Below are 11,545 nucleotides of genomic sequence, written 5' to 3'. Positions count from 1 at the left end.
CGGTCCCATTCCGAACCCGGAAGCTAAGCCTGCCAGCGCCGATGGTACTGCACTCGACAGGGTGTGGGAGAGTAGGACACCGCCGGAACATCATTCACGAAAGCCCCCCAGCTCACGCTGGGGGGCTTTCGTCGTTTCTATGGCTCGCCATCACACGCGACGTCCTTGACATCTCATCGAATAGTCGACCGATCAGTCCCTGACCTGGGTAAATAATTCCATCCTGATGCGCTTCGGCAACGAATGCTAGATGACCATTCCGGATGGTAGGTTCTGCTCGCAGTCCAATTCTTCACCAGGCTCTAAGCAGGATCGTGACAGCCTCTGTTCCGGGTTCTAGACCCGCGGGGCGTTCTAGTGATCTCACAGTCGATGGGAAGGTTTGCGATGGCAATGGGACGAAACGATGATGTCGAATCGACAAGCTCGACACGCAGCCGCTACAGGACAACGCGGCGCGTCGCTTATGTAGCCGCAGGGTTGTTGGCCGTGTCCGCAATCGGTTACCACGTGGTTGATGCCCCGAGCTCTACCGCAGCGGCGACGTCCAACTGCACCGACGGTACCGGCTCGGTCACTATCAAAAAGAAGGGCTCCGACGTCATCGGAACCGCGAAGCTGACCAAGGATTTCAGCAACTACGCGGACAACGAAGACTGCGTGGGAGCGGGAGCGAACGGCACGTCGGGGCCGATCACGGCGGCTGAGAGCAAGGACGGCAAGTCCTGCGAGCTGACGGCGGAAGTCGACAAAGCCAACGGCGAGGCGAAAGAAGGCGAGGAGTTTTCCAAGGGCGGTGACATCAAGGTCACCGTGCCCCTGGACGGCAAGCCTGCGACCGCTACTGCGACAGGCAAGAACGACAACGGTGAAAAGGTGACTGCCACAGCGACCATCAAGGGCATCACGATGACGGACTGCAAGACGAGTTCGATTCCGACAGATACCTTCACGGCGACAAAGGTCAACGCGGCGATCGAGAAGTAGCAGACCGCTGCGTAGTCGTTCGATCAACGGCGCCTTAGCTTTTCGTCGTGCTGCGCTGAAGCTGTCAGCGCAGCACGACGCCCCGGTTCGATTGATGCCTGCCGCTCATTTTTGGGTTCGGTCTGCTGTATCTGGCGCCGACAGTGGCGGTGCGTCGAGGTGTTCAAAAGAGGTGGAGTGTGCTTGACATGCGCAAAGATGCCTTGGCGCGCCTGGCCGTGTTGATGGCCCGACATAGGCGTCGGGTATTCGCGGGGTGGCTGCTCGCTATCGTCATCGGCCTGCTCGGCCTGCCGCAGCTACTGACGTCCGTGGTGTCGCCGCCGATCGAGGTCGCCGGCTCGGAATCGCAACAGGCGGGCGAAATCCTCGGTGCCGCGCTGCCGTCATTCGGCAAGGATCCGATGATCGCGGTATTCCATTCTTCGACGCTGCGCGCCGTCGAACCGACCTTCCAGGCCGTGGTCGATGCCGGGAAGATCGCGTTGAGTGAGCAGGACGGCATCTCCGGTGTGGTGTCGTTGCCGATGGTCGGCGACCACACCCGGGCGACGGCAATGCCCGAAACGATGGAGCCACTGCGCCCGCTGTTCCATGACGAGCACACGGCGTACGTGCTGGTCGGCATTTCCGGTGACGACCGAGACCGCCAGGACCGGATACCAGCCCAACAGGCCGCGATCGACCAAGCGGCACAGGCGGTTTCCGGCGGCACCGTGCGGACATATCTGGTCGGGGTCGCGGCATTCGGTCAATCAGTGCAGCAGGCAGAGATAGCAGATCTCATGCGCATCGAGCTGATCGCGGTGCCTGCGGCGATACTTGTCCTGCTGGTCGGACTGCGGTCTCCGGTGGCCGCGTTGGTGCCCGCGGGTATCGCGGGCGCGGCGGTGGTGACCACCCTTGGCGCATTCGCGTTACTGGCCGGGGTGTTCCCCGTCGACGGGATGTTGCTTGTCGGAGTGAACGCGATCGGCTTGGGAGTCGGCATTGATTACGCGTTGTTCGTGACGAATCGTTACCGGGAAGAACTGGCCGCGGGGGCCAGCCCCGAGGACGCTGTCGCCACGGCGGCGGGCACCACGGGCCGCACGGTGGTGTATTCGGGATTGATCCTGATTTTGGCGTGCCTGACCCTGTTCTTGGTGCGCTGGCATGTATTCGTGCAGGCCGCGGTCGGCGTCATGGCGGTGACCACGGTCGCGTTGGCGGCCTCGGTCTCCCTGTTGCCCGCGGCTCTGGTGTCGCTCACCCGCTGGCTCGAATGGCGGCCTCGACGGACGTCACGTCGCGCTCCACTCAGCTCCACCGGGGCCGACGGTCCGCCGCGGCTGGCGCGCTGGGCTGAGCATCTGATGCGGCATCCCTGGCCGTACGCCGTAGCGGTCACGGCCGGACTGTTGTTGGCGGCCGCGCCCGTGCTCGATATGCGGCTCGGCATCAACATGGAACGCCAAGCGCTGACCGGCACGCCAGGCCGCGTCGGTCAGGAAATCGTGGACCAAGACGCGCCCGGTTTGACGGGTACGGTGTTCGTGCTGCTCCGGCGGCCCGCCGACACCGAAAAGCCGGACACCAGACCGCTTCTGGCTGCTCTGCGCGCGGACCCGGAGGTCGCCGCGGCCAGTCCGCTCGACGACGGTGTCGACCTCACCGCCGTGCTGGTCATCCCGCGACATCTGCCGGACTCGCCGGCCGTGGTGCGGCTGGTGCAGCGGATCCGCACGCAGATTGTGCCTGCGGCTGCTCCGCCCGGGCACCTGGCACTGGTCGGCGGATCCAGTGCGCTGGTCACCGACCTACTCACCGAGACCTCGGTGAAACTGTGGTGGGTGATCGGCTGTGTGCTGGCGATGATGTTCGCGCTGCTGGTCGTAGTGCTGCGCAGCCTGCTCCTGCCGCTGAAGGCAATAGCGATGAGCCTGCTGGCGACCGGTGCGGCGTTCGGGCTGACGGTGCTGCTGTTCCAGGGCGACGGCGGCGACGAGATACCCGGCTCGGCAGGCCCTGGGCTCATCTGGCCGCAAGTGCCGTTGATCGTGTTCGTCCTGCTGTTCGGGCTGTCCACGGACTACGAATTGTTCCTCGTTCGCCGAATCCAGGAGGAGTACCTGGCCACCGGAGACAATCGTCGTTCGGTCGCGGTCGGTCTGCAGCGGACCGCTCGGCCGATCTCGCTGGCGGCGGCGATCCTTGCCGTCGCGTTCGGCAGCCTGCTGGTCTCCGATGTCAGTGGCCTGCGGGTGTTCGGATTCGCCATCGCCGTCGCGTTGATCATCGACGCCACGTTGATCCGACTCATCCTGGTGCCCGCGTTGATGCAGATCATGGGCCGGTGGAACTGGTGGTTTCCCAGGATTATGCGATCTGCGCAGCTCGATCGGGGTGGTCGACCTGCTGCCGAGCGCACCATAGCCCCTGTTCCCAACCCTTTGGCGAGGATCGAATGAGTGCTTACTTGGTGACCGGAGCGACCGGCTTCGTCGGCGGTGCGCTGACTCTGGAATTGCTGGAGCAGACCGACGCACCGATCCACTTGGTCGTGCGGGACGGTGACTCGGATGCCGCGCGGCGATGCTTGTCCGCCTTGCGCGCGGCGGCCGAATCATATGGATTAGCAGGGGATTTCATCGATCGGCACCGTGGTCGGCTGCATGTTGTGGCCGGGGACCTGACGTCCATCGAGATCGTCCGGCGCCTACCTGCCCACGACATTACCGACGTGTGGCATTGTGCGGCGTCGCTCAAATACGAGGACCGGAGTCGGGACGAGATCTTCGCGGTCAACGTGGGCGGCACCGATCGGTTGCTCGACCTGTCCGAGCGGATCGGCGTCGACCGGTTCAACTACGTCAGTACCGCCTACGTGGCCGGTGCCGCCATGGGGAGAATCGCGGAGTCCGCCGTGCGGCCCGATGTCAGGCCGAACAATCAGTACGAACTGAGCAAGTGTTTGGCGGAAAGTGCTGTCCTGCAGCGTGACTCGATGATGACTCGAACTTGGCGGCCGAGCATCGTGGTCGGGCACAGCGAGACCTTCGCGGCCACCAGCTGCACGGGTCTCTATGGACTGATGCGGGAGGCATGTCGGTTCAAGCGGCGAGTGCAGAAGGTTTTCGGCCCGAACTTCGTGCTGCGGCAACGGCGGATGCTGGCCGACCCGGCCGCGGAGATCAACCTCGTTCCGGTCGATCTGCTGGTGCGGCAGGCGGTTTCGCTGTCGATGCGGCCGGATCTCGAGGAAAGCATCGTCCATGTGACGAACGGTTCCGCGCCTACTATGCGGGACTTCATGGCGGTCATGTCATCGATGACCGGCATACCTGAACCGGAATATGTCACCTCGGCAGTGGGGTTCACGCCGATCGAGCGCAGATTCCATCGCACGATGCAGTTCTACGCACCACATGTGGAGGGGGCCAAGTTCTTCGAGCAAAGTGTCGCCGAACGATACGGCTCACCCATCGACTTCCCGATGGATCGAGACTATCTCCGCGCGCTGATCGGGTGGTACTTCGACCACACCGGGCTCGCGAGTGAGGTGCGGGCGGCCTGATCGGTCGGCCGCGGCAGCAGACGCAGACACTGGCGATTCACGACAGGAGACAGCATGCGATTCGCGACTCGGCTGCCCGGCGAACGTGGCCTTGCGGAGCATGACGCGGACCAGATCGCGCTTATCCGGGGACAGATCATGCGCGTAGGCGACCGCTGGCGGGCTACGCATCCGTGGATCGATGGCCATCAGGACGAGATGGGGATGGCGATCTTCGTGGCCGCCATCATCGGTGTTCTCGGCGATGCCGCGCTGTACGCGACGGGCCTACTGCCTTGGTGGGCAACTGTATTGGTGACAGCCCTCTGGTTGTCGCTGCTGCATGAAATCGAGCACGACCTCATCCACTCGATGTACTTCCGTACGAACAAATGGGTGCACAACTCGATGATGTTGGGTGTCTGGCTGTTTCGGCCGAGCACCATCAATCCCTGGGTGCGGCGCCGGTTGCATCTGCATCATCACGAGATGTCGGGGACCGACTCCGATTTGGAGGAGCGGGGTATCACTAACGGGCAACGATGGGGTGGCCATCGCCTGCTCGGCCTGCTGGACACCATGCTGGGGTACGCATTGCGGCCCTTTCATATGCGTCGGCTCGTCCATGCGTATGTGGCGCAGGCGGCCCGGGATCCCGAGGAGTCTCGCCGCCTCGCCGTGACGACGCCGCTCGGCTATTTCCCGCTCAGCGCCGTGCATTACGGGCTTTGGTACCTCACGATCGGCGTTCATCTCTACGAGTTGTTCGGTGGCCATATCGCCTATCCGAGCGCGCATCACGCATTGGACGTCGTGGCCGTGACTTTGTTGGCCCCCAACATGATCCGTACGTTCTGCCTGCATTTCGTCAGTTCGAATATGCACTACTACGGTGATGTCGAGCCGCACAATGTGCTGCAGCAGACTCAGGTCTGGACCGCCAAGTGGTTGTGGCCTGCGCACGCGCTGTGTTTCAACTTCGGTGGCACCCACGCCATTCATCATTTCCTCGTCCGTGACCCGTTCTATGTCCGCGAGGCGATCAGGGCCGAATGCCAGGTGGTCCTGCGGACGCACGGGGTCCGATTCAACGACTTCGGCACTTTCCGCCGCGCCAACCGCTTCGGGCTCGCCGCCTCGACGACAGGATCGGTGGAGGTATGACGAATCACGTTGCGGCGGCGACTAAGTCGGCAATCGTACAGTTGTGGATCTGTGTCACCTGCGGGATGATCTACGACCCCGCCGAGGGCGATCCGGACGGCGGGATCGCACCGGGCACAGCATTCGCCGACATCCCGGACGACTGGGTGTGCCCGGTGTGTGGCGCGCGGAAAGCGGACTTCGTTCCGTACGAGGACTGACGCCGCGGCGTCAGAAAAGCCGGAATTCGGTGCTCTCCGTACCCCGCAGGGCGTCGTAATCGAGGACGTGGCAACGGATTCCGCGGTCTTCGGCGAGGGTGCGGGCCTGCGGCTTGATCTGCTGGGCCGCGAAAACGCCTGCTACGGGGGCTAGTAGCGGGTCGCGGTTGAGGAGTTCGAGGTAGCGGGTGAGCTGTTCGACGCCGTCGATCTCGCCGCGGCGTTTGATCTCGACCGCGACGGTGGCGCCGTCGGCGTCGCGGCAGAGCAGGTCGACCGGGCCGATGGCGGTCATGTACTCGCGGCGGACGAGGGTGTAGCCGGGGCCGAGGGTGGTGACGTGTTCGGCGAGCAGCACCTGAAGGTGGGCCTCCACACCGTCTTTCACCAGGCCGGGGTCGACGCCGAGTTCGTGCGAGGAGTCGTGCTCGATGTCCTCGATGGTGATGCGGAGTTCCTCGCCTGCCTTGTTGGTGACGACCCAGAGCGCCTTCGCGCTCTCGGGGATGTCGTCGGCGCCGCGCTCTTCCAGCCAGCACGGCGGGCTCATCCAGTTGAGCGGCTTGTAGGAGCCGCCGTCGGAGTGCACGAGGACGGAGCCGTCCGCTTTCACCAAGAGCAAGCGGCGGGCCATCGCGAGATGGGCGGTGAGTCGCCCTACGTAGTCGACCTGACAGCGAGCAATCACTAGGCGCACCCAAGCACTGTAGGTGACCGGGTGCGGGAGCTTGCCGTCAGCCCAACAGGATCGCCGCGGCCAATATCGCGCTGGTGGTGAGCAGTGCCTGCTCGACCCGGGTGAATCGGCGAGTGACCGGCGTCTTGGTGCGGATCATGCCGTAGCCGACGGCCGAGCCGATGCAGAAGGCCAGCAGGTGGCCGACGTTGGTGAAGGTCTGCCCGAGCAGCACGCCGCCGATCGCGGCCACGAACCACACTGCGGCCCAGGCGATCCGCAGCCGATTCGGCACCACGAAGATCAGGGCGCCGATCAACGCCATCGAGCCGTAACTGATGCCGACGTCCTCGCTCCAGCGCACACTCGCGGGCAGCCAATCGAATTCGACGGCCACCCAGAGCCCGCCGGCCACGAGCAGCGTCGCGCCGATGTGGCCGGCCAGGAAGACGCGCACCATATGCAGCGCGCCGAAGCGCAGCTCGGCCAGCCCGAGCAGGCAGGCGAGCAACGGCATGATCAGCCACGCGGTGCCGACGTCGCCGATGACCAGCGCGCTGGACAGCAGGGTGACGACGCGCCCTTGCAGCAGGTTGTGCAGATTGGTGCTGGCGTGCAGCACCACCTTCGACTGGGCCGAGTCGCTCAAGGCGGAGAAGATCGACGTGACGAGGACGAGCGTGGCCAGGTAGCCGACGGTCGCGGGCACCCTCGGTCGCCACCAGCGAGAACTGACGACCGTTGTCAGGTCGTCCGTGGTCGTGGCGACGGCCATGCGTACCTCCGTGTTCTGTGCGGTGTCTCATCCATGATCGAGTCCGCTGCTGCGCGTGATCAGGGTATTCCCTGTGAAATTGCTGCGAAACTGATCGCCGGTGCACATCGAGATCGGCATAACGGCGGTGCCCCACTGTGCCACATGGCGCCGATCCCGGCATGGCGAACGAGCTGACCAGGCAGTCTCAATGCGGGCATGGGTCTATGCGGCGCACGGCCGTTCCGGGGCACCTCGGGCCCGAGTAATAGTCTGGGAGCATGCCTCGTCGGAAACCACGCGCAGACGGTCACACGGGCCGCTCGCGGACGGGCGGCACACCGCTCGGTGATGTCTTCGGCCGCACCGAGGCGGGGCCGGACGGCGACGAGACATACATCGTTCGCACCATCCCAGGCGCCCGTGCGGTGAAGATCTACCGCTGCCCGGGGTGCGACCATGAAATCGTCCAGGGCGTCGCCCACATCGTCGCCTGGCCCGCCGACGGCGGCGAGGACGATCGCAGGCATTGGCACCGCGGTTGCTGGAATGGCCGCCAGACTCGTGGAATCACCCGGCGCTGGTCGTAGGGTGCCGACGAGGCGGGTCGCGAGGTTCGTGCCCAATGTCCGGTTGCCGGTGGCGATTCCGGGTAAGTACTGCCCGCCGGGAATTAGGAAGGCCGCCCCACTGGGGGCGGCCTTTGGGTTGAATTCGGTTGGGGTTGTGCGTTAGTCGCCGCGTGGCCCGCCGTCAGTCAGTTTTAGTTGCTGATGTCGGCGTTCTCGCGCTCCTCGTCGACGATGTCGTCTTCCTCGGAGGCAACCTCGGGGATGGCCTTGCGGCTGGAGCCCGAGACCTGCTTGGTGCTGTTGCCGATCGACTTGCGCTGGTCCGGAACACCGTCCAGCAGTTCGCTTTCCCGGTTGACCGCGGCGAGCATCGCGGGCACCGAGTCGAGCTGGCCGCGGATGCCGAGCAGCTGGGCGAGCACGCGTCCACGCAGCACGCGCATTTCCTCGGCCAGTTCCTTCGCGTGCGCGATCTTGCGCTCGGAGGTCTGGGTCGCGGAGGTGATGAGGCGGTTTGCCTCGTCGGTCGCGTCCTTGATCCGCTGTGCGGCCTCGGCGCGGCTGGTGGCCTCCAGCTCCTCCATGGCGCGGGTGAGCTTGGTGCGCCGCTCGGCCATGGTGACCTCGAAGTCCTGCTGGGTCGCCTTGCGCTTGGCATCGGCTTCCTTGCCGAGGCGGTCGGCCTCGGCCTGCGCGGCCTCGATGATCTTGGCGGACTCGGTGCGCGCGTTGGCCAGGGTCTGCTCGAACTCGATCTCGAGCGCCTCGCGCTTTTCCTTGGTTTCGGCCAGCAACGACTCGTACTTGCCACGCATCTCGGTGGCCTGCTGCTCCGCGATCGACACCATCTCCGCGGCCTCGGCCTGTGCCAGGGCACGGACCTCGGAGGCCTCGTCGGAGGCCAGCCGCAGCATCCGGGAGATGCGGTCGGACATGCCTTCCGCGGTGGTGGGCGGCACCGAGAGTCGGTCGACCTCCTTGCGGAGCTCGTCGATCTCGTCACGCGCATCCTCGAGCTGGCTCGCGAGGTTACGGGCTTGTGCCGCAGCAGCATCCCGGTCGGTAGCGGTGACCCTTAGTTCGGCGTCGAAGCGGTCGAAGTAGTTGCGTACCTCGTCTTGCGCATAACCCTTGCGCACAACGGTGAAGGGCAGTGCAACGAAGCGATTGCGATCGGACTCAGGTGACGACATGGCACACAAACTACAGCCTACAGAGACCTGATGGTGACTCGACCGCGAATGTGATTCCGAAGAGTTTTGCCCGCCCGATCTTGATACTAGTGCGTAACATTCGCGTTCGGCTCGACCAACTCGATCAGCACACCGCCAGCATCCTTCGGATGGATGAAATTGATGCGGGAATCCGCTGTTCCAGGCCTCGCGCCCTCGTACAGCAAACGCAGGCCCTGCGCGCGCAGGTGCGCGGAGACCGCATCGAGATCGGTGACGCGGTACGCCAGTTGCTGCAGGCCCGGTCCGTTACGACCGATGAACTTAGCGATGGTCGACTCCTCGTTGAGCGGCGCCAGCAACTGCAGGGCAGTGCCGCGATCGGGGGCGCCGGGCAGCGACAGCATCGCCTCGTGCACGCCCTGGGCATCGTTGACCTCGCGATGGGTCTCGATCATGCCGAGATTCTCGGCATACCAGGCAACCGCGACATCCAGGTCGGGCACGGCGACACCGACGTGGTCGATGGCGACGACGTAGTCCGCGGGGATGAAATCGGACGAATCCATAACGTTGCTCACCACTCGAAGGTAGCCGTTACCTGCGTACCGGCAACTCGGGCGGAGCGGTTACCGTGGAGTACGCCAATCCTGCGAATCAAGATAGTGAGGCTTGTCGTGACTACTGTGATCGTCTCCGGCGCCCGTACCCCGGTCGGTCGGCTGCTCGGCGGCCTCAAGGACTTCAGCGGTTCCGATCTCGGCGGCTTCGCCATCAAGGCCGCGCTGGAAAAGGGTGGCGTCGCGCCCGAGCAGGTCGACTACGTGATCATGGGCCAGGTGCTCACCGCGGGCGCCGGCCAGATCCCGGCCAGGCAGGCGGCCGCGGCTGCGGGCATTCCGATGGATGTGCCCGCGCTCACAGTGAATAAGGTCTGTTTGTCCGGAATCAACGCGATCGCGTTGGCGGACCAGCTGATTCGGGCGGGCGAGTACGAGATCGTCGTCGCAGGCGGCCAGGAGTCGATGAGCCAGGCCCCGCATCTGCTGGAGAAGAGCCGCGAGGGTTTCAAGTACGGCGACGTCACGCTGCGCGATCACATGGCCTACGACGGCCTGCACGACATCTTCACCGACCAGCCGATGGGCGCGCTGACCGAACAGCGCAACGACACCGAGCCGGTCAGGGGGACGGCAGGAGGCGGAGCCGACGGGGTGGGTGAGGTAAGCCGGGAGCAGCAGGACGCGTTCGCGGCGGCCTCGCATCAGCGCGCGGCGGCGGCGTGGAAGAACGGCGTCTTCGACGACGAGGTGGTGCCGGTCTCGGTGCCGCAGCGCAAGGGTGACCCGCTGGTGGTCGCCGCCGACGAGGGCATCCGCGCCGACACCACCGCGGAGTCGCTGGCCAAGCTGCGCCCCGCGTTCCGCAAGGACGGCACGATCACCGCTGGCACCGCTTCGCAGATCTCCGACGGCGCCGCCGCGGTCGTGGTGATGAGCAAAGCCAAGGCCGAGGAGCTGGGTCTGAGCTGGATCGCCGAGATCGGCGCCGCGGGCGTTGTCGCGGGCCCGGATTCGACGCTGCAGGACCAGCCTGCCAACGCCATCGCGAAGGCCTGTGCGCGCGAAGGCATTTCGCCTGCCGACCTGGACCTCGTTGAGATCAACGAGGCGTTCGCGGCGGTTGGCGTGGCGTCGACCCGCAAGCTGGGTATTGATCCGGCGAAGGTGAACGTCAACGGTGGTGCGATCGCGATCGGGCACCCGCTCGGCATGTCCGGCGCGCGCATCCTGCTGCACCTGGTGCTCGAGCTGAAGCGCCGCGGTGGCGGTGTCGGCGCTGCCGGGCTGTGCGGTGGTGGCGGCCAGGGTGATGCGCTGATCGTCCGGGTGTAGGCCCGGCAACCGAGTTTTCGCCACAGCCCCCGCGAACAGCTTCGCGGGGGCTGCGGTGTCTCCGGCGAAAGTTGTGTCCCGATTGCGGCTTTCGCCGCGATGACGGAGTGTGGTCATCGCGATGTCGAGTAGCGCCCACTCGATGTGACTCGTCCCACTACGACACGTCGTAGTGCATACGGCACAATGGTGCGCATGGGCAATGTCTTCGACCTGAGTACTGTCGCAAAGCGGTTTCGTTTCATCGCGGTGCTCGAGGCGATCTCCTGGGTGTTCCTGATCGTCGGCATGGTATTCAAGCGACTCCCCGAGCCGGTGCTGTGGCCGGTCAAGGTGTTCGGCATGACGCACGGCATCATCTTCGTGCTGTTCGTGATCACCACCATCGTGGCCTCGCGTGAGCTCGGCTGGGCCGCGAAGACCACGGTGCTCGCGCTGGTGTCCAGCATCCCGCCGTTCTGCACCGTGCTTTTCGAGATCTGGGCGGTCCGTTCGGGCAAGCTCGGTGAGCTGAGCAACGCGGTTTCTGCCGACTCCGGAGCCCCGGCCACTGCGGCGTCGTGACAAACTGGAAACCGTGACTCGACCTG

At 65.0% G+C, this 11,545-nt stretch carries 12 protein-coding genes and 1 rRNA gene; 9 read left to right on the top strand and 4 right to left on the bottom strand.

What is annotated here, in order from left to right; translation table 11 throughout:
* From rrf to rd, 6 genes are all read left to right on the top strand, one after another.
* Positions 1–88, top strand: a 5S ribosomal RNA gene (rrf, locus tag ACIA8C_RS41060); the annotation flags it as partial.
* 299 nt (positions 89–387) lie between these two features.
* The gene (locus tag ACIA8C_RS41055) at positions 388–987 is read left to right on the top strand and encodes a hypothetical protein (protein WP_397144560.1); all 600 of its coding nucleotides are present in this window, start codon (positions 388–390) and stop codon (positions 985–987) included.
* Positions 988–1,175: 188 nt separating this feature from the next.
* Positions 1,176–3,437, top strand: coding sequence for an MMPL family transporter (locus ACIA8C_RS41050; RefSeq protein WP_397144559.1), 2,262 nt, complete (start codon positions 1,176–1,178; stop codon positions 3,435–3,437).
* Positions 3,434–4,543 carry an SDR family oxidoreductase gene (locus tag ACIA8C_RS41045; protein ID WP_397144557.1) on the top strand — a complete coding sequence of 370 codons (1,110 nt, stop codon included), beginning with the start codon at positions 3,434–3,436 and terminating at the stop codon, positions 4,541–4,543. Before ACIA8C_RS41050 ends, ACIA8C_RS41045 begins: the two co-directional genes overlap by 4 nt.
* A gap of 54 nt (positions 4,544–4,597) precedes the next feature.
* Positions 4,598–5,686, top strand: coding sequence for a fatty acid desaturase (locus tag ACIA8C_RS41040; RefSeq protein WP_397144555.1), 1,089 nt, complete (start codon positions 4,598–4,600; stop codon positions 5,684–5,686).
* Complete coding sequence (gene rd, locus ACIA8C_RS41035; RefSeq protein WP_397144553.1) at positions 5,683–5,886, top strand: rubredoxin; 204 nt, start codon at positions 5,683–5,685, stop codon at positions 5,884–5,886. Before ACIA8C_RS41040 ends, rd begins: the two co-directional genes overlap by 4 nt.
* 10 nt (positions 5,887–5,896) lie before the next feature.
* On the opposite strand, the gene nucS is transcribed toward rd, so the two are convergent.
* Both nucS and ACIA8C_RS41025 read right to left on the bottom strand, forming a co-directional pair.
* Positions 5,897–6,583, bottom strand: coding sequence for an endonuclease NucS (gene nucS, locus ACIA8C_RS41030; protein ID WP_397144551.1), 687 nt, complete (start codon positions 6,581–6,583; stop codon positions 5,897–5,899).
* Between the two features lie 37 nt (positions 6,584–6,620).
* Positions 6,621–7,337, bottom strand: coding sequence for a rhomboid-like protein (locus ACIA8C_RS41025; RefSeq protein WP_397144549.1), 717 nt, complete (start codon positions 7,335–7,337; stop codon positions 6,621–6,623).
* A 260-nt stretch (positions 7,338–7,597) separates the two neighbouring features.
* On the opposite strand from ACIA8C_RS41025, the gene ACIA8C_RS41020 reads away from it, so the two are divergent.
* A complete protein-coding gene (locus tag ACIA8C_RS41020) occupies positions 7,598–7,906 on the top strand; it encodes an ATP/GTP-binding protein (protein WP_397144547.1) in 309 nt (102 codons plus the stop codon).
* Between the two features lie 173 nt (positions 7,907–8,079).
* On the opposite strand, the gene ACIA8C_RS41015 is transcribed toward ACIA8C_RS41020, so the two are convergent.
* Both ACIA8C_RS41015 and mce read right to left on the bottom strand, forming a co-directional pair.
* On the bottom strand, positions 8,080–9,081 hold the full coding sequence (locus ACIA8C_RS41015) for a hypothetical protein (protein WP_396997807.1): 1,002 nt from the start codon (positions 9,079–9,081) through the stop codon (positions 8,080–8,082).
* An 86-nt stretch (positions 9,082–9,167) separates the two neighbouring features.
* A complete protein-coding gene (mce, locus tag ACIA8C_RS41010; protein ID WP_397144569.1) occupies positions 9,168–9,629 on the bottom strand; it encodes a methylmalonyl-CoA epimerase in 462 nt (153 codons plus the stop codon).
* A 117-nt stretch (positions 9,630–9,746) separates the two neighbouring features.
* Here mce and ACIA8C_RS41005 point away from each other — a divergent pair, with 117 nt between their 5' ends.
* Together ACIA8C_RS41005 and ACIA8C_RS41000 are read left to right on the top strand one after the other, a co-directional pair.
* On the top strand, positions 9,747–10,955 hold the full coding sequence (locus tag ACIA8C_RS41005) for an acetyl-CoA C-acetyltransferase (protein ID WP_397144567.1): 1,209 nt from the start codon (positions 9,747–9,749) through the stop codon (positions 10,953–10,955).
* A gap of 186 nt (positions 10,956–11,141) precedes the next feature.
* The gene (locus tag ACIA8C_RS41000; protein ID WP_397144545.1) at positions 11,142–11,519 is read left to right on the top strand and encodes a DUF3817 domain-containing protein; all 378 of its coding nucleotides are present in this window, start codon (positions 11,142–11,144) and stop codon (positions 11,517–11,519) included.
* Positions 11,520–11,545 lie beyond the last annotated feature (26 nt).

This window comes from Nocardia sp. NPDC051321 (assembly GCF_044455225.1).
Classification (GTDB): domain Bacteria; phylum Actinomycetota; class Actinomycetes; order Mycobacteriales; family Mycobacteriaceae; genus Nocardia.
This window is presented reverse-complemented; position numbering and strand designations above follow the sequence as displayed.

Coding starts and splice junctions, on each gene's coding strand:
- ACIA8C_RS41055 (WP_397144560.1), top strand. CDS start 388: ATGGCAATGGGACGAAACGATGATGTCGAATCGACAAGCTCGACACGC.
- ACIA8C_RS41050 (WP_397144559.1), top strand. CDS start 1,176: ATGCGCAAAGATGCCTTGGCGCGCCTGGCCGTGTTGATGGCCCGACAT.
- ACIA8C_RS41045 (WP_397144557.1), top strand. CDS start 3,434: ATGAGTGCTTACTTGGTGACCGGAGCGACCGGCTTCGTCGGCGGTGCG.
- ACIA8C_RS41040 (WP_397144555.1), top strand. CDS start 4,598: ATGCGATTCGCGACTCGGCTGCCCGGCGAACGTGGCCTTGCGGAGCAT.
- rd (WP_397144553.1), top strand. CDS start 5,683: ATGACGAATCACGTTGCGGCGGCGACTAAGTCGGCAATCGTACAGTTG.
- ACIA8C_RS41025 (WP_397144549.1), bottom strand. CDS start 7,337: ATGGCCGTCGCCACGACCACGGACGACCTGACAACGGTCGTCAGTTCT.
- ACIA8C_RS41020 (WP_397144547.1), top strand. CDS start 7,598: ATGCCTCGTCGGAAACCACGCGCAGACGGTCACACGGGCCGCTCGCGG.
- ACIA8C_RS41015 (WP_396997807.1), bottom strand. CDS start 9,081: ATGTCGTCACCTGAGTCCGATCGCAATCGCTTCGTTGCACTGCCCTTC.
- mce (WP_397144569.1), bottom strand. CDS start 9,629: ATGGATTCGTCCGATTTCATCCCCGCGGACTACGTCGTCGCCATCGAC.
- ACIA8C_RS41000 (WP_397144545.1), top strand. CDS start 11,142: ATGGTGCGCATGGGCAATGTCTTCGACCTGAGTACTGTCGCAAAGCGG.